Consider the following 21,043-nt stretch of genomic DNA (forward strand, 5'->3'; position numbering starts at 1 on the left):
AATGTTTTTTGCATCGAAAAGCGAGCGAACTCATGCCCGCGCGCGGCCGCCGAACTTCTCCAGACAGCATGCGCGGATACAGTCCACCAGGAGCCGGGCCTGCGAGCTGAGAGGACGGCTTTTTTTGTAGGTAGCGACGACATCCCATTTCATTGGCTCGCTGTCGACGAAGAAGAAGCGCAGGTTCTCATCTTCGCAAGCTTCGGCGTAGCTCGTCGTGGCAAAGCCGACGCCCTGATTCTGACGCACGAAGTTCATCGCCGTGTGGATGTTGGGCGTGACAAGCCGTACGCCGGGCAGCACGCCGGCGTTTTCGAGGAAGGAGTAGAGCATTTCGTAAATGTTCTGGCTTTCCTGAAACACCACAAAAGGTTCGTTCTGGAACAGCGTGAACTGTTCCTCGCTGATGTGCGAAATACCTTTTTCGTCCGGCAGCGCGGCGAGAATGGGATTGCTGCGGCTGACGGCGAACACGGCAGCGTCGGTCATAAGGAATTCGTGCGTACAGGTGAAGCCTTGGTACTGGTTGGGCAGGTGCGTCAGCGCGAAATCGACGCGGTCGTGCTCGATCAGCGAAGCAAGGTGCTGGTGGGGCCCCTCCTCCAGACTGACGCGAATGTTGGGCCAAGCGCGCCAGAACACGCTCAGGATCTCCGGCAGCAGACTGGCCGAACGCCACGGCGTGAGGCCGACGCGAACTTCTCCGCGGTCGGGAGCCTTGAGGTTGGCAAAGCTGCGGCGCAGATTCTTGCCGCGCAGAATCTCTTCCCTGACGTAACTTCGATACAGTTCGCCGGCTTCAGTCAGCTTCAGTGGATAGGAAGAGCGGTCGAACAGCTCAATCCCCAGCTCATTTTCCAAGCGGCGCAGGTATTTGCTCAGCGACGGCTGCGAGATGTACAGTTTTTCCGCCGCGCGGGAGATGTTTCCCGTTTCGGCGATCGCCAGAAAATAATCGTAATTGTTCATATTTGTCGCCTCCGCATAAGTATTCCGAAATAGGCATGACTATTATATAACAAGATGAATTAGACAAACGTTTGAATTTCTTATATGATAGCCTCGTCGACAATAAATATTACTAACTAAATAGCCGCTACGATTGTTGACATAGCTCCTTTTGAACGCCGATACAAAGGCGCGGGCGCGTCAGGCGGAAGGTTTTTCGTAGTCCAAAATTATAACCCGTAATGAATAAATTTGGTTAAATTGAGTTTTCGAAAATCAACGCTTTAGTGTGACAAATTTTCTTCGAGCGTTTCCGCGGCAGGAAGTCGCGATGTTTCAAAATTTTTTCTCTGAGGTGGTTTACATGGCTAACATTGGCTGCAAAATCGTGATGAACTTTCCCCGTCCTCCCAAAGAATTGGTCGAGAAGTTCCGCGGCCTACCCGTGGCAAACATCGACGACTGCATGAACCGCACGGCGGCCGTGCGTCCCGAGATCTGCCCGTTGAACAGCGTGCCTCTGTTGGGCGTGGCTTTCACCGTCAAGGTTGCCGAAGGCGACAATCTGATGTTCCACAAGGCCATGGATCTGGCGCAGCCGGGCGACGTTATCGTTATTGACGCCGGCGGCGACGTCAGCCGTTCCATCTTCGGCGAGATCATGGCGCAGTACTGCAAGACGCGCGGCGTTGCCGGCCTGATGGTCGACGGCAGTGTGCGCGACCGCGACGAGCTGGCTGCCATGGACATGCCCATCTACGCCCGCGGCGCAACGCCGAACGGTCCCTACAAGAACGGCCCCGGCGAGATCGGCACGACGATCTCCTTTGGCGGTATCGTCGTCCGTCCCGGCGACATCGTGATCGGCGACGGCGACGGCGCGCTCTTCATCCACCCCGAAGAAGCCGAGGAGCTGGCCGCTAAGGCTCGCGCCACGTCGGAAAAAGAGGCTGTGTGGATCGAGAACATCAAGAAGACAGGCAAATTCGACCGTCCCTGGGTCGACGTCAAGTTGAAGGAAATCGGCTGCGAGATTGTCGAGTAGTTTTTTCTGCTCCGACAGCAACGCAGCACTTTAATCTATAGAAAAGAGGGTATTTGAAAATGATGAACTTCCGCAGATCGTTCCTTTCCGCCGTCTGTCTGGCCCTGTTCGTTTCCGCCGCATGGGGCGCCGATCCGGTCGTACTTCGCATGAACACGAACATCAGCGAAAACGACTTGAAAAACAGCTCCTTCGGTCTGGGCATCACGACGCTCGTCGAGCAATGCGACAAACTCAGCAACGGACGCCTCAAGGTCGAGGTATTCCCCCACAGCCAGCTGGGCAAGACGCCTTCCGAAGTGGTCGGCGGCGCTCAAATGGGGTCGTTCGAGATGTTCAACCTTGTGGCCGGCAGCTGGGGCGAGTACACCAACGCGTTCCTGCCCGTGAACACGCCCTACCTGTTCACCGACGAAAAGGTCCTTCAGGAGTTCCTCTACGGCCCCGAAGGCCAGAAGATCAAAGACAAGGTTCTGGCCGATACCGATACCCGCGTCGTTTTCTACGGCTGGCTGGGCTTCCGCAACATCATCAACAATGTTCGCCCGATCACGAAGCCCGAGGATCTCAAAGGGCTGAAGATGCGCGTGCTCTCCGATCGTTACACGATCAAGACGTTCGAGACCTTCGGCGCGCCTACTATTCAGGTTTCTTACAGCGAGCTGTACACCGCTTCGCAGCAGGGGCTGATCGACGGTTCCGACGGACCTTTCGTGAACATCTACAACTCCAAGCTGTACGAGGTCCAGAAGTATCTGTCCGAGACGCGCAACGCCTACACGCTGGCGGTCATGTGCATCGCGGAGGAAGCTTATCAGGGGCTGCCCGAAGATCTGCGCGATGCGTTCGACAAGGCCTGCGCTGCCGCTCAGAAGGTGGCCGAGGACAACCAGAAATTCGAGGACGCCTGCTTGAGCGAGCTGAAAAAAGTGATGACCTTCAACCAGCTCACTCCCGAGCAGATGAAGGCGTTTGAGGATGCCGCTCAGCCCGTGCGCGACATGGTCCGCCAAGAAATGGGCGACGAAGCCTGGAACGCGATCGTCAAAGAGATCGAGACCATCAAGGCCCGCCTCGGCAAATAGTTTGCCACAGCTTCCTGCAAGCGGCCGCACATCTTTCGCGCGGCCGCTTGTTTTTGAAAAACAGTTTTGTGATACGGCTTACAATGTTTTGCAGTTAAAGGAGGCGCTTCTCTTGAAAAAAAGCGTTCTGAGATTCCTGAACGAATTCGAAGTCTATATCGGTGCCACGCTCTTCGCAGCGATGACAATCCTGCTGACGCTGCAGGTGATCACGCGTTATCTGTTCAACTATTCGTTCAGCTGGACGGAAGAGCTGTGCACCGTCTTCTTCATCTGGCTGTCGTACCTGGGCGCCTGCGGCGGCGTGTTGAAGGGCAAGCATCTGCGTATTGACGGCTTCCTCAACAGCCTACACGGCAAGGCGAAAAAGGCCTTACTGATCTTCACCGATCTGGTGACGATGGGCTTCTGCCTCTACATGATCCCACCGCTGATGAAGATCATCGCCAACTTCGCGAGGCGCAACAGCGCTACGATCCTGCTGCGTATGCCCAAATCGGTGATCTATGCTGTGCTGCCGTTCTGCTTCGCGTTGATGACGCTGCGCCTGATCCAGGATTGCTGGCGCATCGCCACGTCGAGCGACGACGACGTGAAAGTGACAACCAGCCGCTCCATCTTCGACGCGAATCTTGACGAGGAAACCGCTGAAAACGACGGAGGAGGCAAATAACCATGGAGAACAGCGTTGCCATCCTTTTCGGAGTGATGTTCGCGCTCCTTTTTCTCGGCGTGCCCATCGGCGTTTCCATCGCCTGCGCGATGCTGGCGCTGATCCGCTTCGCGCCGATCACCAAGCTGACGTTTATCGCTCAGTCCCTTTACTCGGGGCTGGACAACTTCACGCTGCTGTCGCTACCCTTCTTCATGATCGCCGGCACGATCATGGAAGGCGGCGGGATCTCGCGCCGCATCGTCAAGGCGGCCAACTCGGCGATCGGTAACGTCACCGGCAGCCTCGGTATGGTATCGATCATCGCCTGCATGTTCTTTGGCGCAGTTTCCGGTTCGGCGATCGCCACAGTAGCGGCGATCGGCTCAATCATGCTGCCCGCAATGGCTCAGGAAGGCTATAACCGCACCTACGCGACGGCGCTGATCGCCGTGGCCGGCAGTCTTGGCATGATCGTGCCGCCAAGCACGCCGATGGTCGTGTACGGTGTCACCAACAACGTCTCGATCGGCGCTCTGTTCATGGGCGGTTTTCTGCCCGCGATGGTCGTCGGCGGTCTGCTGATGACGGTGAACTACTTCACCTGCAGGAAATACGGCTGGGTGGGCAAGAATCACCGCCTCAGCGGCAAGGAAATAGCTAAGACTTTTTGGGACGCCAAATGGGCTCTTTTGATGCCGGTAATCATCCTCGGCGGCATCTATTCCGGCGTTGTCACGCCGACGGAAGCCTCCGTTGTCGGCTGCTCCTACGGGATCATCGTCGGCCGTTTCATTTACAGGGAGCTGACGTGGCGCAACATCTGGGAGATGTACAAGAAGAACACCAGCTTCATCGGCGCGATGCTGTTCACGTTCGCCCCCGCCGGCGCGCTGAGCTCGATTTTCGCTTATATGAAGATCCCTGCCAGGATCACGGCGTTCTTCATCTCGATTTCGTCCAACCCTTACGTGATCCTGTTCATGATCCTGATCCTGCTGCTCATCGTCGGCATGTTCCTGGAAACGACTCCTTCGATGCTGCTGATTTCGCCCATTTTACTGGCAGTCGTCCAGGAGATCGGCGTCAATCCCGTGCACTTCGGCATCTTCATGGTACTGGCGCTCTGCGTCGGCCTGGTGACGCCGCCGGTGGCCATGGACCTGTTCGTCGCTCAGTCGATGACGGGCATCGACATGATCTCTATCGCGCGCAAAGGCAAATGGTTCATTCTCTCGATGATCGCCGCGACGCTGATCATTCTCTATGTGCCCTGGATCAGTCTGGTACTGCCGAAATTCTTCGGCATGATTCGTTAAAATTTACAAGGGAAGAGGTCTTTTCACATGGCTCAGAATGTTTCTCTCGGTTATATCGGTTTCGGCGAAGCCGCCTATCACATGGCCAAAGGGCTGTGCGACGAGGGGCTGACGGGAATTCTCGCCTACGACGTGGCGATGGGCTCGGACGGTCCTTACAAGAAAACGGTGCTCGACCGCGTCGCCAGCGCCGGCAGCGTGACGGCCGCCGCTTCCGCAAAGGAACTTGTCGAGAAGTGCGACTTCGTCGTCATCGCCGTGCCCGCGCGCTTTACCCCCTCCACGGCCGATGGCCTGCTGCCGATGGCCCGCAAAGGACAGTACTTCATCGACGTGACCACGGCTCTGCCCGACATCAAGACGGCCGAGGCAAAGAAGTTTGCCGAAAAAGGCGCGCTTTACGTGGATTCTGCGATGCTCGGCGGCCTCGTCGGCTACGGTCACAAGGTCCCCATCCTCGCTTCCGGCGAAGGCTCGGACGCTTGGCACGACTCGATGACGCCCTGGGGCATGAACATCACGCTTGTCGGCGAAGGTTCCAAAGCCGGCGACGCTTCGCGCATCAAGCTGGTGCGCAGTGTCTTCACCAAGGGACTGGAAGCGCTGCTGACGGAGGCGCTTGCGTTCGCTCATAAGTGCGGCCTTGAAGACCGTTTCATGCAGTCGATCTGCGCCACGATGGCCAAGCAGCCGTTTGAAAAGCTCGTCGTCGCCCTGGCCGGATCGGACTTTGTTCATTCCGAGCGCCGCGGCTTTGAAGTGGGTGAAGCGATGGAACTGATGGGGCAGGTCGGCGTCAAACCGCTCGTTTCCGCCGGCGCCAAGGCGCGCATGGAGCACACCACCAGCTTCGGCTGCGCCAAGGAGCTGAACGGCGCGGCGCCCCAGTCGCTCGCCGAGATCTTCGCGCTGATGGACCGCAAAAACTACAACTAGGCCCATAGGACACAAGGCGCTCCGGCCAAGCCGGAGCGCCTTGTCGCACAGATAAAAGCAGGAGGAATAAAGATGTCCGCAGTGTATGCATACAACGATCTGCTGCTGAAAACAAAAAAAATCCTGCGCAGTTTCGGCTATTCAGAGGAAGAAGCCTCGTTGACCGCCCGCGTTCTCGTCGAGGCCGACGCGCGCGGCGTGCCCTCGCATGGCGTGGGACGGCTGAGTCCGTACCGTCAGTTTCTGGACAACGGCTTTATCCATCCCGGGCGCGCGCCGGAGATTACTTTCGAGACCCCCGTCTCACTCGTCGTCGACGGGCACAACGGCGTCGGCGGACTGATCGCCGATTTCGCCGTGACGCGCCTGATCGAAAAAGCCCGTCGGACCGGCGCGGCTTTCTGCGCCGTGCGCAATGCCAGCCACTACGGCATGGCCGGTCTCTGGACCGAACGCATCGCCCGGGCCGGAATGATCGGTTGCTCCTGCTGCACGACGCGGTGCAACGCCATCCCTACCAACGGCCGTACCCGCATGTTCGGCACCAACCCCATTTCCGTCTCCATCCCCGAAGAGAATGGAAACATGTTCCTGCTCGACATGGCGACGACGACCGCCGCCTTCGGCAAAATCGAAGTGTACGCCCGCCGCGGCAAGATTCTGCCCGAGGGCTGGGCCGTCGACAGCAGGGGGCAGAGTCAGCGCGATCCTGTCAAGTTCCTGCGCGCCTACAAAGCCGAACCCGGACTTGGCGGACTCGTCTTCCTCGGAGGCACGCAGGAGGCCACCGGCGGACACAAAGGCTACGGCCTCGGACTGCTTGTCGAGCTGCTTTCCGCCGGGCTGTCGATGGGCGCATGGAGCCTGCATTCGTATGAAAAAGGCGTCGGCGCAAAAGTCGCCATGTTCTTTTCGGCCGTTCGCCTCGACATCTTCGGCGATCCCACCGCCCTGCGCGCCCACATCGGCGAAATCCTCCGCGAAGTACGGAACGGCGAGACGGCCGAAGGTCGCGGCCGCGTCTGGATCCACGGCGAAAAGGAGCGCGAAGCCCGCGAGCGGGCCCTGCACGATGGCGTGGTGATAGACGACGTTTCCGCTGCCAGTCTAGAAGAATTCCTCGCTCAGGCGGAAGGAAAACAACCGAATTGATCCATAGAAGAGTCTGTCTCAAAAACCTAAAGAAGGAGGAAAAGTCGGACTCTTTCGATTCGTATTGTGCTCAATGAGGCATGAGAAAGGATTTCATTTCCGTCGTCGCCCCCTCGTCCTGGACAAGCTCTCCAGCCGTTGCCAAGAGATCGGCTGCCCCGCGTACCATCCGCAGATGGTGCTCACGACGATTCATGCTATTTCTTGACTGAGACACCAGGCAGCAAGAGTGCCTCGAGGAAAATCCACAAAGCGCGCAGCAACGGATTTCAAGTCCTTCGATAAAAAATAAAAAAACCGTCCCGAAGATCTCAGCTTGCGTGAGATCTTCGGGACGGTTTTTTATCGTTCAGGCGTTGGCGTTCCAGTGGACGTTGCATTTCTCCACGTAGCCGCAGGGCAGATAGGCCAGCTTGGCGTGGCGCAGGCCGGGGTCGCCCATGTCTTCCTCGCGGTTGGCGATCTTGTAGCTGCGGGCGTCGTGGAACAGGAAATCCTTGTTGATGACCTGATAGACTTCGTGGAACTCGGGCAGGCCTTTTTCGTAATGGATCATGATCAGCTCGGGTGTGACCGGTTCGGCCAGCGTGTAGGCGATCAGCCGGCCGTCCAGTTCGATGGCGCCGCCGATCAGGCCCATTTCCCGCCAGTGGTCGAGCACGCGCAGGATGCCCTCGCCCTCGGCGGTCAGCATCCTGGTCATGAATTCGTTCTCGTCGTGAGTCCAGGATCTTTGCAGATTTTTGATTTCCCCGGTCATCTCCGGCGTCAGCGTCTTGTACTGGGCGTTGAACTCGCGGCGGAACTTGTTGACGCGGTTGCGGCGCTTCATGTGCTTGTTGCCGGCCAGCGTCGCCAGCTCTTCGACGTTGTAGAGGTACTCGTAGCTGTCGCGGTCGTCTACGGCCGCGATCTTCGCGCCCAACTGTTCCTGCCAGATCCTGACGAGCGATTTGGGCACGTCGATGAAATCGGCTTCGTCGCCCGCGTGCGCCCGCAGCTGTTCGGCCCAGTCGGCGCGGTGCCAGTCGCCCGCGGGAGCCAGCCATTTCAGATCGGGCTTGGTCTGGCGCAGCCAGATCAGTTCGGGCTCCCAGCTCGCCTCGTAGCCGAAGAAATCCTGCCAGGCCCAGAGGATCACAAAACTCATGTCCGACGAATATTCATCGCATCGCAACCAAAATTCTTTATACTTTTCGTATTGGGACACGTCCAAAGGTTTATAAATTTCGTTCACTGAAAAACGCCTCCGAATTTTTCATTCAATATATAATCGGTCGGATTACAAGCTCATTGTAACACAGCCGTCAAACAAACTGCGGGGACAGACTTTTTTCTTGCCCAGAAAAAGTTCCGCTAACTCAGGAAAATCCGCGCCAGCGCCACGGCGACGACGAGGGCCGGCAGCGCGTTCATCAGCTTCATTTTGACCAGGCCGAGGACCGACAGGCCGACGCCGATGAGCATGACGCCGCCGGTCGCCGTCATCTCCGCCGTCGCCGTTTCGGTCATGAGCGGCTGGATGAAGCGCGCGGAGAGCGTCAACGTGCCCTGATAGACGAACACGGGCACGGCCGAAAAAGCGACGCTGAGCCCCAGCGACGCCGCCAGCGCCACCGACATCAGGCCGTCCATCATCGACTTGGTCAGCAGCAGCGTCGGATAGCCGCCCAACCCTTCTTCGAAAGAGCCGAGCACGGCCATGGATCCGACGCAGAAAATCAGCGTCGCCGCCATGACGCCCTGCGAAAAATTCGAATCCAAACTCTTGAAGCGCTTTTGTATTCCGCCGGCGGCGCGTTCAATGCGGCCGTCGATGTCCAGCAGGCCGCCGACGATCGAACCGGCGCAGAGACTGAAGACCACGATCAGCAGGTTCTGCGTCTTCAGCGCCATGCCCATGCCGATGGAAACGGTAAACAGGCCGAGGCACTGCATCGGCAGTCTCATGATCTCCTCATTGACATGACGGCGCAGCGCGTAGCCCGCCAAACTGCCGGCCACGACCGCCAGCACGTTTACGACCGATCCGTACAGGGGAATCGTCTGCCACAGGTCCAAAAGAAAACCTCCCTCAAAAACAAGTACGTGCATTATATCACCGCGGGCGAAGAAAATGGCTCCGTCAAAATATAACCATTTAAAATCATTGGGCAGAACCCCGCTGAAGATGATAAAATGGTTGGGTTAAAAGCATGAGAGCGATTTGAAAAAAAGAAGCGCACCCGGCTTCTGTCAATGGAGGTTCAAGCATGGAAGAACAGGCGATGGGACGGGTCATACCGAATCCGCTCGTCCCGGAAATAAAAAGGAGCTATCTCGACTACGCGATGAGCGTCATCGTCGGCCGCGCGCTGCCCGACGCCCGCGACGGGCTCAAGCCCGTGCAGCGCCGCGTGCTGTACGGCATGCTGGGGCTGGGCATCCGTCACAATCAGGCGTACAAGAAATCGGCGCGCGTCGTCGGCGAAGTCATGGGCAAATACCATCCGCACGGCGACGCCTCGATCTACGACACCATGGTGCGCCTGGCGCAGCCGTGGAATCTCCGCTATCCGCTCGTGGACGGGCAGGGCAACTTCGGCTCCGTCGACGGCGACGGCGCGGCCGCCATGCGTTACACCGAAGCCCGCTTTGCCGAACTCGGCGAGCTGATGCTGCAGGACATCGACGAAGACACCGTCGACTGGGGACCGAACTTCGACGAATCGCTGAAGGAACCCCTGACGCTGCCCAGTCTCGTACCCAATCTGCTCGTCAACGGCAGCACCGGCATCGCCGTCGGCATGGCCACCAATATGCCGCCCCACAATCTCGGCGAAGTGGTCGACGCGCTCTGCTGCCTGATCGATCACCCGGAGGCGGAATTGGGCGAGCTGATGGACCGCCTGCCCGGCCCCGACTTCCCCACCGGCGGCATCATCATGGGGCGCGAGGGCATCGTCGACGCCTACCGTACCGGCCGCGGCAAGATCATCGTCCGCGGGCGCTGCGTCGTCGAAGAAGGGAAACGCCGGACCAGCGTCGTCATCACCGAGATCCCCTACATGGTCAACAAGACCACGCTGATCGAGGGCATCGCCAAGTGCGTGCAGGAACATTCCATCGACGGCGTCGCGGATTTGCGCGACGAATCGGACCGCCAGGGGCTGCGCATCGTCCTCGACCTGAACCGCGACGGCGATCCCGAACTGGTGCAGCGTCAGCTGTACAACCGCACGATGATGCAGAGCACCTTCGGCGTCATCAACCTGACGCTCGTCGGCCAGCGCCCCGTCGAGCTCGGCCTCAAGAGCATGCTCGAAGTGTTCCTCGATTACCGCCGCGGCGTCGTGCGCCGCCGCACCGCCTTCCGCCTCGCCAAAGCTCAGGAACGCGAACACATCATCGAGGGCCTGTGCCGCGCGCTGGACATGATCGACGAAGTGATCCGCATCATCCGCGGCGCCCAGACCGCCGAAGAAGCCAGCCGCGGCCTGATCGAACAGCTGCAGTTCTCCGAGAAGCAGGCCCAGGCCATCCTCGACATGCGCCTGCAGCGCCTCACCGGGCTGGAGCGCGACAAGCTGATGGCGGAGATGGCGCAGCTGCTGGCCGACATCGCCCGCTACCAGGAGATCCTCGCCGACGCCAAAGTTCTCGACGGCGTCATCCGCGACGAGCTCACGGAGCTGCGCCACAAGTTCGGCGACAAGCGGCGCACCGAGATCCGGCTCCACGTCGAAAGCACATCCGACTCCTACGAGGATCTGATGCCCGAGGAGAACATCGTCATCACGCTGAGCAAAGACGGCTATCTGCGCCGCTCGCTGCTCAAGGACTACAACGTTCAGAACCGCGGCGGCAAGGGTCGCCGCGGCGCCAACCTGCACGAGGAAGATCAGGTCGCCGGCATGGTCGTCACCACCACGCACAACGACGTGCTGCTGTTCACCAGCCGCGGCCGCGTCTTCGCCATCAAGGGGCACATGGTCCCCGAGACGAAATCCGGAAAAGGGCGCAAGGTCGAACAGTTCATCTCGCTGAGCGAAGGCGAAACGGTCGTGGAGATCCTCGGGCGCTTCCCCGACAACTGCAGCACCGTCGTGCTGATCACGCGCCGCGGCATCGCCAAGCGCATGGACAAGAGCGAGCTGCAGAACCTCACGCGCGCCGGCCGCCAGATCATGACGCTCGACGACGGCGACGACATCGCGCGCATCCGCTGCACCAACGGCCTCGACGACCTGTTCCTCGTCAGCGCCATGGGGCGCGGCCTGCGCATCAGCGAGGACGAGATCCGCACCATGGGCCGTTCCGCCCGCGGCGTCAAAGCCATGAAGCTCGGCAAGGACGACGAGATCATCTCCTGCGAAGTCATCGCCGGCGACAGCCGCATCCTGCTGGTCAGCCAGCGCGGCATCGGCAAGATCACATCCTACGACGAGTTCTCGGTCCACCACCGCGCCACCGGCGGCCAGCGCGCCATGCGCATCGGCGACCGCACCGGCCGGCTGGCCGTGGCCAACACCGTCTTCCCCGGCGACGAAGTGGCGCTGATGACGGCCGGCGGCAACATCATCCGCCTCGCCGTCGACTCGATCCCGCAGCTGGGACGCGACGCCGCCGGCTCCATCCTGATCCGCCCCGAAAACGGCGACGAAGTCGCCAACGTCTCTTTGATCCACAAGGAAGACCTCGTCCAAAGCGGCAGTCTTCGCGCCACGGAAGCGGCGCCCGCCCCGCAGCGCCCCGTCGAACCGACGCTGCCTTTCGGCGACGATGACGACACCGGCGGTCTGGAATTCGAAGACGTTCCCGGCGCCGTTCTCGACGCGCCGGACGCCGCTCCGACCGATCCCGGCCGCGAGCCCGAAAAGGAGGACTAAAGCATGAGATTCGCCCCCGACGGCTCCTTCTTCATGAGCGCCGTCGCCGCCGCCACTTTGCTGCTGGCGTGGCTGAGCCGCTGGACGCTGATCGTGACGCTGCCGCTGGCGGCGCTGGTGTTCTGGTTCTTCCGCGATCCCGAACGCACGCCGCAGGGAGACGGACTCGTCAGCCCCGCCGACGGCGAAGTGATCGAGATCTGCGAGACCGAGCACCCCTACACGGGCAAGGCGCTCAAGGTCGGCATTTTCATGAACGTTTTCAGCGTGCACGTGAACCGCATGCCCTCGGCCGGAACGATCGAATACCTCGAGTACGCGCCGGGCAAAAAATGGTTCGCCAACGCCGATAAAGCGTCGCTGGAAAACGAACGCATGTACGTGGGGTATTCGTCCGAGGACGGCCCCGTGCTGCTGACGCAGATCGCCGGACTGGTCGCGCGCCGCATCGTCTGCCGCCTGAAAAAAGGCGACCGGCTCGAACGAGCGCAGCGTTTCGGCATGATCAAGTTCGGCAGCAAAGTCGACGTTTATCTTCCCCTCTCGCTGAAATGCACGGCGGAGATCGGCCAGAAAGTCACGGCCGGGCAGACGGTCATCGCCGTCCGCGGCCAAAAATAAATCCGCGCCAATCCTCAAAAGGAGGCCAACAATGAAAAAGATCAAACTGCGTCTGCACTACCGCAAGAGGCTCAGGGGGATCCCCATCCGCAACAACATCCCCAACATGATCACCAGCGGCAACCTGCTCTGCGGCATGCTGTCGCTGATCCTCACCGTCCGCGGCCACTATCTGCCCGCGGCGTGGATGATCCCCTGCGCCGTGTTCTTCGACTTCATGGACGGCAAAGTCGCGCGCGCCATGGGCGTAAGCAGCGACTTCGGCGTCGAATTCGACAGCCTCGGCGACGTGGTCTCGTTTGGCGTCGCGCCGGCCGTCCTCGTCTATTCCACCTCGTTGCAGGCCCTGCCCGGCGTGGTCGGCGCGCTGATCGCGGCGTTTTTCGCGCTGTGCGGCGCCCTGCGCCTGGCCCGCTTCAACATCGTGCACCGCCCCGGCCCCTTTCAGGGCCTGCCCATTCCCGCCGGCGGCCTGTTCCTCGTTTCCATCGTCCTGGCCGGGCTGATCGGCAAAGTCCCCGCCTGGCTGATGGGCATTCTCGCCGCCGTCGACGGCTTCCTGATGATCTCGTCGGTGCCGTACGGGAATCTCAAGGCCATCAAAAAAGGCTTCATGAACAAGAGCAAGCTTTACGGCCTGGCGGCCTTCGCCGCCATCGTGTTCATCGCCGCCCGCCAGCGCGGCCTGCTGATCCTGATCTCCATTTACCTGGTCAGCGGCATCGTCCGTTTCGACTGGGGAACGTGGCTGTCCCTTCCCGAGCCGCAGCAGGAGGAACACAACGGCTGAGCGCCCTTCTCGTCTTTATTCTTTATTGATCCTGTCCAAGGAGGCGGTGTCATGCGCTGGAGAAAGAATTACATCGACGGCACCTTCGGCGACAAGACGGTGATTCTGACCACAGGCGTCATCGACCGCCCGCGCAAGGTCGCGCTCCTTTTCCACGGCGTCCACAGCAACGCCAGTTCGGAACCGGGCAACAAGTACGCCCGCATCGGCGCCGCCCTGGCGGAAAACCGCATCATGCCCGTTCTCGCCGAGAGCAGCCGCAAAGTGCGCAACCGTCACGACTACGCCAACGTGCCGTTGCGATGGATCTACGACGCCTTCGACGGCAAGACCTACGCCGAAGAGCTCGAGGACTTCTACAACGCCTACGAGGCCGCGCGCGCCCTCTACTCCAGCCTGCCGCTGACGCTTTGGGGCTTTTCTCTGGGGGGCTTGAGCGCGCTGCTCATCGCCGGCGGCGCCATGACCGGCGGGGCCGCGCCCAGCGGCATCGAAGGGCTGATCCTCTGCGGCAGCGGCGACGCGGTCTTTCCCGAGAACAAAGAAATTTTCAAGCTGCCGATCCTGAGCAGCCTTGAACGAAACGACCGTCTCCTGCAGGCCGCGCGCGGCGTGAACGTCCGCTGGGCGCGCGTTTTCCGCGGCGGCGAGGACGCCACGTTCCCGAGCGATTCCTGCCGCCGGATCTTCGACGCGCTGGCCGTAGCGGACAAAAAATATTACGAGATCGACGGCAGCGACCATTCCTTCCGCTTTTTGCACGGGATGCCCTCGCGCCGCCCGCTCGAAGAAATCTACCGCCGCGTGCCGCAGCTGTTCGCCGCGTCATGAAACGACAGGCGGCGCTCCCCCAGGGGGGAGCGCCGCCTGCGTCCGTTTTAAGAGGGGCGCGTTTCCGGCCGCCCTCATCGGCCGCCTTCACGTAAACCGGGAGCTGCCGGCGCCGGGAACCGTCGAAACGTTCTTTGATCAGTTCAGTTTCAGATCGCCCGGCTTCACCCAGCCGATCTTCCGCAGAGCCAGATTCAGGAGCGGACAGATGACCGCAGGCAGGACGAACGCGACCAGCAGAAGCCCGATCCAGTCCGTTGCCGCGACCGAAACGCGCGCACCGCCGGAGATCTCTTTGACCCAGCCCGAATAAACGCCGATCGGCCCGACCAGCCCGCAGGTGCCCATGCCGGAGGATACCGGCGCGCCGTTCATTTCCAGCCGGAAAAGACACGTCGCCAGCGGCCCGGTGATCGCCGAGGTAACCACAGGCGCGATCCATATACGGGGATTTTTCACGATGTTGCCCATTTGCAGCATCGAAGTGCCGAGCCCCTGAGAGATCAGGCCGCCCCATCGGTTTTCCGGAAAGGACATGACGGCGAAGCCCACCATCTGCGCGCAGCAGCCGGCGACAGCCGCGCCGCCGGCAAGCCCCGTCAGCCCCAACGCCGCGCAGATCGCCGCCGACGAGATCGGCAGCGTCAGCGCCAGGCCGACGACGACGGAAACGACGATCCCCATCCAAAACGGCTGAAGCGTCGTCGCGACCATGACGATATTGCCGATTTTCATCGCGGCTTCGCCCAGCGCCGGAGCCCACCACGCGGACAAAGCGGCGCCGACTCCGATCGTCACGAGAGGCGTAACCAGAATGTCAACTTTGGTCTCCCTGGAAACAGCTTTTCCAAGCTCGGCCGCGACGATCGCCACAAACAGGACGGACAGCGGTCCGCCCGCGCCGCCAAGCGCGTTGGCGGAAAAGCCGACCGAAACGAGCGAAAACAGCACGAGCGGCGGGCAATGCAGGGCGTAGCCGATGGCCGTGGCCATAGCCGGACCGCTCATGACCGAGGCAAGCCCGCCCACGGTGTAGACCGTTCCTCTGATGGCGATGATGGGCTCCGTCAGGCATGAAATCCGAAACTGGATGCCCAGCGTGTTGACGATGGTGCCGATCAGCAGCGAACAAAACAGTCCCTGCGCCATCGCTCCCAGCGCGTCGATGCAATATCGCCTGACCGAAATTTCGATGTCCTTGCGGCGCAAAAATCGTTTTACCTTTTCCACTTGCGTTCCCCACTTTTCATTTTTTTCGCACAGCAAACGTCCCGACCTGTTCTGACAGGCCGGGACGATCGTCCTGTCAGGGTTCTCACCGACCGCCGCCTCGCATTATCAGCCCCCGCGGCAGGGGTGGAGCGCATTCGATATTTCCGGCCGGGAACCGGTGCGATTTTACCATTGCCCAGGGCTTTTTTCAAAGGTCCGGCGGCTGCCCCCGCTGTCGCGCGGCGGAGCTCCCACGGAGATTGAAGACCATGCGGCGTCCCCTTCGGGAAAGAGCGTGAAAATACGCCCTTTCCGCAAACAGGTTCGCCCGCTTTCGTTAAAAAGAGGCCGTCTCAATCGATTTTTGAGACGGCCTCTTTGCTGTTTTTTGATGAATCTCGCACTATTTCTCAATCAAAAGGCCGAACGCAAAGGCGCTCCGAGGTCGTCCTGTGCGCCTGGACTTCCCCGCAGCGTCGAACGTTTGCCGTTAAACCGTTCTATCAGGAACCGGCCGTTATTTCGCTTCCGCGGAGGCCCGTTCCGCCTTGGCGGGAACTTCCGGTTTCTTCACCGTCACCGTGGGAAGCTCGGCGAACTTGGGCTTTCGCTTGTTCATTTCCTTCATCACGGCGCTCGTGGCGTCGAGCTTGGGCGCCGCGTCGAGGAACAGCTGCCGGGCGAGCACCGCGTGGATCCTCGGGTTCTTCTTCCGCCACGCCTCCACGGACGCCATCAGCTCCGACTGCAGCACCGACGTCACTGCCGCGCGTTCCACTTCCATCTGCCGTTCCAGCGCCGCCTGCCCCTGCGCGATCGCGTTCTGCGCCTCGGGCACGTTCTCCTGGCCGCGGTACAGCGCCCGCAGGTCGTCGTACCCTTTCTGGAGCACTTTCTGCACTTCCTCCAGATGGGCCTGCCCCAGCTTGCCGGGTTCGGACTGGACCAGGAGCTTTTCCGTGTCCACCACGGCGATCTCCGTAGCGAACGCCGTTCCGGCCAGCGCTGCGAGCATCAGAAAGACAAACATCGATTTCGTCAAACGTTTCACTGAAAAACCTCCTCGAATAAATAAAAAAATCGTTTTCGGATCCTATGCGTCACGGCGTGACATATCATACCACGGATCGCGCCGGAAAACCGAAAGAAAAGGGCGGACTGAAAACCATCCGCCCTCTTTTCGCACCGCCGATACAAGAAGTTGAATCGCGATTACGTTATCTCCGTTTCGAGCCGTTCTGCAGCATCCGTTCCAGCGCCGCCATGCGCGCCTTCAGTTCGACGATCTCCTGACTCTGGAGCGCGTTGGTTTCCTCATGCCGGGAGTTCGTACGTCTCAGCGAGGCCACCTCGGCCTGCAGCTCGGCGTTCTCCTTCTGCATCACGTAGACGCTGTTGAGCGGCCCCTTGCGATAGCGCTCGGGGATCGCTTCCCTGTCTTCCTTGCGGCCGATCTTCCACGTCAGCCCGGCGTTCGCCATCGACTCGCCGTGGTGAGTGATGGACACCCCTGCATGAACCATGAAGTCTTCCTTCATGTAATGTGCCCAGCCGAGCGCGAACGCCCATTCGCCCTTGTACGCTCCGAAGCCCGCCATGAGCTGGCTCGGCTCGATTGGGTCGTACTGCATCGGTTTGAGCGCGCTCAAGGCCGAGCCGAGCGCGCCGGTGGCCTTGATGCTGCCTCTCAGTTCGCCCATCTGGTTGTAGACGTTGCCGAAGTTGTTGTAGACGTTGGTGAACTGTTTGTCCACAGCGCTCAGAGCATCGCCGACGTTGTTGTAGCTGCCGCCCTGCATTCGGTATGTCGGCTGGGAGACGCTGCCGTCGTTCTGGACGGTAATGCCGTATTTCTCGCCGCCGAGGTGCTGGGCGATGCTGCTCGAGGTCTTCCACAGCTGCGCTCCGTTGATGGCGTCGCCGCTGGTCTGGTTCACTGCTCCGGCTTTGACGTTCTCGATCTTGTGGCCGGTGGCGTCGAAGCCTTTGGCGGTGACTTTGCCGGCAAAATTCGGCGCGTCGACGACGGAGATCTTGATGGCGCCGCTGTCGTCGCTCAGTTTGATGTTGCTGCCTTTCTTGAAGTTGAGGACGTTGTCGGTCTTGCTGACGGTCTTCACTTTCACTCCGTCGATCTGGGCGTCCCAGCTTTTCAGGGTGTCGGCGGAGATGGCGGCGATCTTGTCGTCCACGGCTTTGAGCTGGTCTTCGGTGGCGGCCTGGCCGGAGGTGATGCTCAGGGGGTTCCAGGTTGTGTTGCTCAGGCCGTTGACGGTGCCTTTGTCGTCCTTGTTGATGGTGAGTTTGTTTGTCGTCCCGGTCACGTCGAATTTCAGTTCGTTCTTGAGGGCGACGACGACTTTGCCGCCGTCGACTTTGGTCTCGGTGTTCGTGCCGTCGCCGGCGACGTGGAGGGCCTGGCCAAGTTTCTTGGTGACGATTCCGCTATCGTCGGCCGAGAGGGCAAAGCCTTTGTCGGTCAGATTGGAACTGGCGTTTTCGATCGCGTTTTTCAGGTCGCCGATGTTGGCTGCGTTCTTTAGCGTAGCGCCGCTGGCGGTGGAGAGGTCTGCGCCGTCCAAACCGCTTTTCACGTTGGCGATCTGCAGGCCGTTCATGTTCACGCTGGTCTTGGTGATCGAGGGGCCGCCGTTGATGGAAAGTCCTCCGTTGTTCAAGGTGACGTCGCCGATGGAGACGCTGCCGGCTGCCGTCAGGTTGAGGTTCCGCGCCAGTTTCACTTTCAGTGCGCCGCTGGCGGAATCGGCGATTACGCCGATATTGTCGTCCGTAAGTTTCGAGACGTCCGCTCCGCCGCTGATTTTCAGCGTCTCTCCGAGTTTTCTGCCGACGGGGGTCCCGCCGTCGCCGGCGAATTTCAGGCCGTCGTCCATCGTCGCCACTTGGTGATCGCCCTTTTCATCCGTGTAGTAGATGCGGGTCATCTCGGTGGCGCTCAGGTTCTTCGCCGGATCGAGGCTGGCAGGGCCGGCATTGATGCCGATGTCGGCTTTGGCGTTCTCGCCGTCGGAGCCCTTCGGGCCGGTCAGGCCGATCTTGCCTTCCGTTCCGTCCGCGCCGTCTTTGGCATAAATGGTCACTCCGTCTTTGCCGTCTTTGCCCTTGACGCTGATCCCGTCCTTGCCGTGAATTACGACGGATTGGCCGTCTTTGCCGTTGATGCCGATGGAACCGTCTTTACCGTCGGCTCCTGCCTTGCCCAGTACGAGATCGTCTTTGACGTTGACCTTGTACGGCTTGGCAGCCGTGCCTTCGCCTTCGACTGTCGTATTATGGCCGTCTTTCAGGATCGTCTTGCTGTTGGCGATCTGTGCTGTCAGCTGGCCGTAGTTGACGGCATCGGTGTCGGACGTGCCTTGGGCGACGCCGTGGATCTGCAGGCCACCCATGTTCACGTCTGTCTTGGTGAGCTTGGGGCCGCCGGTAATCGTCAGACCGCTGCCGTTAAGCAGAGTGTCGCCGATGGTCAGGCTGCCGGCTGCCGTCAGGTTGAGGTTCTGCGCCAGCTGAACTTTCAGCTGGCCGCCGACGTTGTTCACGCCGATGTTGCCGTCGGTCAGCGCGCCGGAGGCTCCGCCGATGATGTCGAGCGTGTTGTTCAGTTTCTTCTTGATGACTTTGCTCGCGTCGCTCTGGCCGTTGTCGCCGGCGTACTTCATGCCGTCGTCCATCGTCGCAACTTGGTGATCGCCCTTTTCATCCGTGTAGTAGATGCGGGTCATCTCGGTGGCGCTCAGGTTCTTCGCCGGATCGAGGCTGGCAGGGCCGGCATTGATGCCGATGTCGGCTTTGGCGTTCTCGCCGTCGGAGCCCTTCGGGCCGGTCAGGCCGATCTTGCCTTCCGTTCCGTCCGCGCCGTCTTTGGCATAAATGGTCACTCCGTCTTTGCCGTCTTTGCCCTTGACGCTGATCCCGTCCTTGCCGTGAATTACGACGGATTGGCCGTCTTTGCCGTTGATGCCGATGGAACCGTCTTTACCGTCGGCTCCTGCCTTGCCCAGTACGAGATCGTCTTTGACGTTGACCTTGTACGGCTTGGCAGCCGTGCCTTCGCCTTCGACTGTCGTATTATGGCCGTCTTTCAGGATCGTCTTGCTGTTGGCGATCTGCGCTGTCAGCTGGCCGTAGTTGACGGCGTCCTTGGTCGAGGTGCCGGCTTCCACGTTGGTGATCTTCTGATTGTTGGCGTTCAGGCCGGCGGTGGTGATGTAATCCTTGCCGCCAATGCTGATTTTGCCTTCGCTCAGAACGACTTTGTTCGTCGAGCCGACGGTCACTTCCGTGAATTCGGGTTTCTCGCTCATGACGAGGTCGAGTCCGTCACCGGCGGCGTTCTTCTTCACGCCGAGGTTCTTGCCGGACGCGTTCGCGCTCACGTCGGACAATCCGCCCTTGACGCTCAGAGTTTGCCCAAGCTCGCGCTTGACTGCAACTCCGTCGTTGCCGGCGAATTTCAGCCCCTTGTCCAATGTCTCGTTGATGGTGGTGATGCTGGTGTTATTGCTGATGTTGATGGTCTCGCCCAACTTCGGGTCGGCTTTCACGGTCACAGTCGCTCCGTCGGCGGCCTTGGCGACTTCGACGGCGATCTTGTCCGGCTCGCCTTTGAACTGGATGTTCTGTTTGTCCGTTTCGCCAAGTTTGATTTCGGGTTTGACGCTGCCGTCCCCGTCGCTCACGGTGAAGCCGCCCTTGAGGTTGGTGATGTCGGTGGTGTGGTTGTTCACCGTGGTGGTCAGGTTGCTGATGTTGCTCGTGTTGGTCTTCACGACGTCGCTGACGACTTTCAGCTGGTCTTCGGTGGCGGCCTGGCCGTTCACGATCGTCGGGTTGTCGATATCCCAGGCGCGGTTCGTCAGTTCGTTGACTGTGCCTGCGCCCGCGATCTTGACTGTGCCCGCCTGGATGTCGCCGGTGGCGCCGTTGACGGTTACTTTGGTGCCGACTGTGAGTTTGCCGGCGGTTCCGTCGATGGAGATTTTCTTGGCCGGATCAGTGCCGAGAGTTACGCTGTCTTTCAGGCTGACGGTGTATTCCTTGCCGCCCTGGGAGTTCGCGCCATCGGACACGCCGATGTTATCGCTGCCCTTGACCGTAGTCGGCTTCGCCCCCGCCGTGACCAGGGACTTCACCTGGTTGAGGTTGACCGCGTCCGTTCCTTCCGTGCCGGCCTTTACGTTCTTGATTTGCTGGCTGTTGGCGTTCAGACCGGCGGTGGTGATGTAATCCTTGCCGCCAATGCTGATTTTGCCTTCGCTCAGAACGACTTTGTTCGTCGAGCCGACGGTCACTTCCGTGAATTCGGGTTTCTCGCTCATGACGAGGTCGAGTCCGTCACCGGCGGCGTTCTTCTTCACGCCGAGGTTCTTGCCGGACGCGTTCGCGCTCACGTCGGACAATCCGCCCTTGACGCTCAGAGTTTGCCCAAGCTCGCGCTTGACTGCAACTCCGTCGTTGCCGGCGAATTTCAGCCCCTTGTCCAATGTCTCGTTGATGGTGGTGATGCTGGTGTTGTTGGTGATGGTGCTGTTCAGCTTGGTTTCGTCCATGCTCAGGTGAAGGC

16 protein-coding genes are annotated in these 21,043 nt (G+C 60.3%); 10 read left to right on the plus strand and 6 right to left on the minus strand.

Annotation, left to right across the window (positions count from 1 at the left end; translation table 11 throughout):
* Nucleotides 1–30: 30 nt before the first annotated feature.
* Nucleotides 31–969 (minus strand): LysR family transcriptional regulator, encoded by a 939-nt coding sequence (locus B0D78_RS09765; RefSeq protein WP_078016781.1) that lies wholly within the window; start codon nucleotides 967–969, stop codon nucleotides 31–33.
* Nucleotides 970–1,312: 343 nt separating this feature from the next.
* On the opposite strand from B0D78_RS09765, the gene B0D78_RS09770 reads away from it, so the two are divergent.
* From B0D78_RS09770 to B0D78_RS09795, 6 genes are all read left to right on the plus strand, one after another.
* The gene (locus B0D78_RS09770; protein WP_078016796.1) at nucleotides 1,313–1,993 is read left to right on the plus strand and encodes an RraA family protein; all 681 of its coding nucleotides are present in this window, start codon (nucleotides 1,313–1,315) and stop codon (nucleotides 1,991–1,993) included.
* Between the two features lie 59 nt (nucleotides 1,994–2,052).
* On the plus strand, nucleotides 2,053–3,078 hold the full coding sequence (locus B0D78_RS09775) for a TRAP transporter substrate-binding protein (protein WP_078016782.1): 1,026 nt from the start codon (nucleotides 2,053–2,055) through the stop codon (nucleotides 3,076–3,078).
* A gap of 112 nt (nucleotides 3,079–3,190) precedes the next feature.
* Complete coding sequence (locus B0D78_RS09780; protein ID WP_158606299.1) at nucleotides 3,191–3,751, plus strand: TRAP transporter small permease; 561 nt, start codon at nucleotides 3,191–3,193, stop codon at nucleotides 3,749–3,751.
* A 2-nt stretch (nucleotides 3,752–3,753) separates the two neighbouring features.
* Nucleotides 3,754–5,049 carry a TRAP transporter large permease gene (locus tag B0D78_RS09785; RefSeq protein WP_078016784.1) on the plus strand — a complete coding sequence of 432 codons (1,296 nt, stop codon included), beginning with the start codon at nucleotides 3,754–3,756 and terminating at the stop codon, nucleotides 5,047–5,049.
* Nucleotides 5,050–5,076: 27 nt separating this feature from the next.
* Nucleotides 5,077–5,985 carry an NAD(P)-binding domain-containing protein gene (locus B0D78_RS09790; RefSeq protein WP_078016785.1) on the plus strand — a complete coding sequence of 303 codons (909 nt, stop codon included), beginning with the start codon at nucleotides 5,077–5,079 and terminating at the stop codon, nucleotides 5,983–5,985.
* A gap of 72 nt (nucleotides 5,986–6,057) precedes the next feature.
* Complete coding sequence (locus B0D78_RS09795) at nucleotides 6,058–7,137, plus strand: Ldh family oxidoreductase (protein WP_078016786.1); 1,080 nt, start codon at nucleotides 6,058–6,060, stop codon at nucleotides 7,135–7,137.
* 349 nt (nucleotides 7,138–7,486) lie between these two features.
* On the opposite strand, the gene B0D78_RS09800 is transcribed toward B0D78_RS09795, so the two are convergent.
* Nucleotides 7,487–8,374: a DUF2156 domain-containing protein gene (locus B0D78_RS09800; protein ID WP_078016787.1), complete on the minus strand. Its 888-nt coding sequence runs from the start codon at nucleotides 8,372–8,374 to the stop codon at nucleotides 7,487–7,489.
* 119 nt (nucleotides 8,375–8,493) lie between these two features.
* Entirely contained in the window at nucleotides 8,494–9,198 is a 705-nt protein-coding gene (locus tag B0D78_RS09805; RefSeq protein WP_078016788.1) for a DUF554 domain-containing protein, read from the minus strand.
* A 191-nt stretch (nucleotides 9,199–9,389) separates the two neighbouring features.
* Between B0D78_RS09805 and gyrA the strand changes: the two genes are divergently transcribed.
* From gyrA to B0D78_RS09825, 4 genes are read left to right on the plus strand one after another with little or no spacing between them, the layout of a single operon-like run.
* Nucleotides 9,390–12,005 carry a DNA gyrase subunit A gene (gene gyrA, locus B0D78_RS09810; protein ID WP_078016789.1) on the plus strand — a complete coding sequence of 872 codons (2,616 nt, stop codon included), beginning with the start codon at nucleotides 9,390–9,392 and terminating at the stop codon, nucleotides 12,003–12,005.
* 3 nt (nucleotides 12,006–12,008) lie between these two features.
* On the plus strand, nucleotides 12,009–12,626 hold the full coding sequence (locus tag B0D78_RS09815) for a phosphatidylserine decarboxylase (protein ID WP_078016790.1): 618 nt from the start codon (nucleotides 12,009–12,011) through the stop codon (nucleotides 12,624–12,626).
* Nucleotides 12,627–12,657: 31 nt separating this feature from the next.
* A complete protein-coding gene (gene pssA, locus B0D78_RS09820) occupies nucleotides 12,658–13,416 on the plus strand; it encodes a CDP-diacylglycerol--serine O-phosphatidyltransferase (RefSeq protein WP_120372552.1) in 759 nt (252 codons plus the stop codon).
* Nucleotides 13,417–13,467: 51 nt separating this feature from the next.
* A complete protein-coding gene (locus tag B0D78_RS09825) occupies nucleotides 13,468–14,247 on the plus strand; it encodes an alpha/beta hydrolase (protein WP_078016791.1) in 780 nt (259 codons plus the stop codon).
* A gap of 138 nt (nucleotides 14,248–14,385) precedes the next feature.
* Here B0D78_RS09825 and B0D78_RS09830 read toward each other — a convergent pair whose 3' ends face one another.
* The 3 genes from B0D78_RS09830 to B0D78_RS09840 form a co-directional block, all read right to left on the minus strand.
* Complete coding sequence (locus B0D78_RS09830; RefSeq protein WP_078016792.1) at nucleotides 14,386–15,477, minus strand: PTS transporter subunit IIC; 1,092 nt, start codon at nucleotides 15,475–15,477, stop codon at nucleotides 14,386–14,388.
* A 499-nt stretch (nucleotides 15,478–15,976) separates the two neighbouring features.
* A complete protein-coding gene (locus B0D78_RS09835; RefSeq protein WP_078016793.1) occupies nucleotides 15,977–16,510 on the minus strand; it encodes a hypothetical protein in 534 nt (177 codons plus the stop codon).
* Nucleotides 16,511–16,676: 166 nt separating this feature from the next.
* Nucleotides 16,677–21,043, minus strand: a 4,367-nt coding sequence (locus tag B0D78_RS09840) for a YadA-like family protein (protein ID WP_205948300.1), incomplete at its 5' end; no start/stop codon positions are given.

This window comes from Pyramidobacter sp. C12-8, from assembly GCF_002007215.1.
GTDB lineage: Bacteria > Synergistota > Synergistia > Synergistales > Dethiosulfovibrionaceae > Pyramidobacter.

What these genes read in the sequence shown, in the direction of transcription:
- B0D78_RS09795 (WP_078016786.1), top strand. Translation starts at nt 6,058, where the DNA reads ATGTCCGCAGTGTATGCATACAACGATCTGCTGCTGAAAACAAAAAAA.
- B0D78_RS09765 (WP_078016781.1), bottom strand. Translation starts at nt 969, where the DNA reads ATGAACAATTACGATTATTTTCTGGCGATCGCCGAAACGGGAAACATC.
- B0D78_RS09790 (WP_078016785.1), top strand. Translation starts at nt 5,077, where the DNA reads ATGGCTCAGAATGTTTCTCTCGGTTATATCGGTTTCGGCGAAGCCGCC.
- gyrA (WP_078016789.1), top strand. Translation starts at nt 9,390, where the DNA reads ATGGAAGAACAGGCGATGGGACGGGTCATACCGAATCCGCTCGTCCCG.
- B0D78_RS09775 (WP_078016782.1), top strand. Translation starts at nt 2,053, where the DNA reads ATGATGAACTTCCGCAGATCGTTCCTTTCCGCCGTCTGTCTGGCCCTG.
- pssA (WP_120372552.1), top strand. Translation starts at nt 12,658, where the DNA reads ATGAAAAAGATCAAACTGCGTCTGCACTACCGCAAGAGGCTCAGGGGG.
- B0D78_RS09815 (WP_078016790.1), top strand. Translation starts at nt 12,009, where the DNA reads ATGAGATTCGCCCCCGACGGCTCCTTCTTCATGAGCGCCGTCGCCGCC.
- B0D78_RS09770 (WP_078016796.1), top strand. Translation starts at nt 1,313, where the DNA reads ATGGCTAACATTGGCTGCAAAATCGTGATGAACTTTCCCCGTCCTCCC.
- B0D78_RS09785 (WP_078016784.1), top strand. Translation starts at nt 3,754, where the DNA reads ATGGAGAACAGCGTTGCCATCCTTTTCGGAGTGATGTTCGCGCTCCTT.
- B0D78_RS09825 (WP_078016791.1), top strand. Translation starts at nt 13,468, where the DNA reads ATGCGCTGGAGAAAGAATTACATCGACGGCACCTTCGGCGACAAGACG.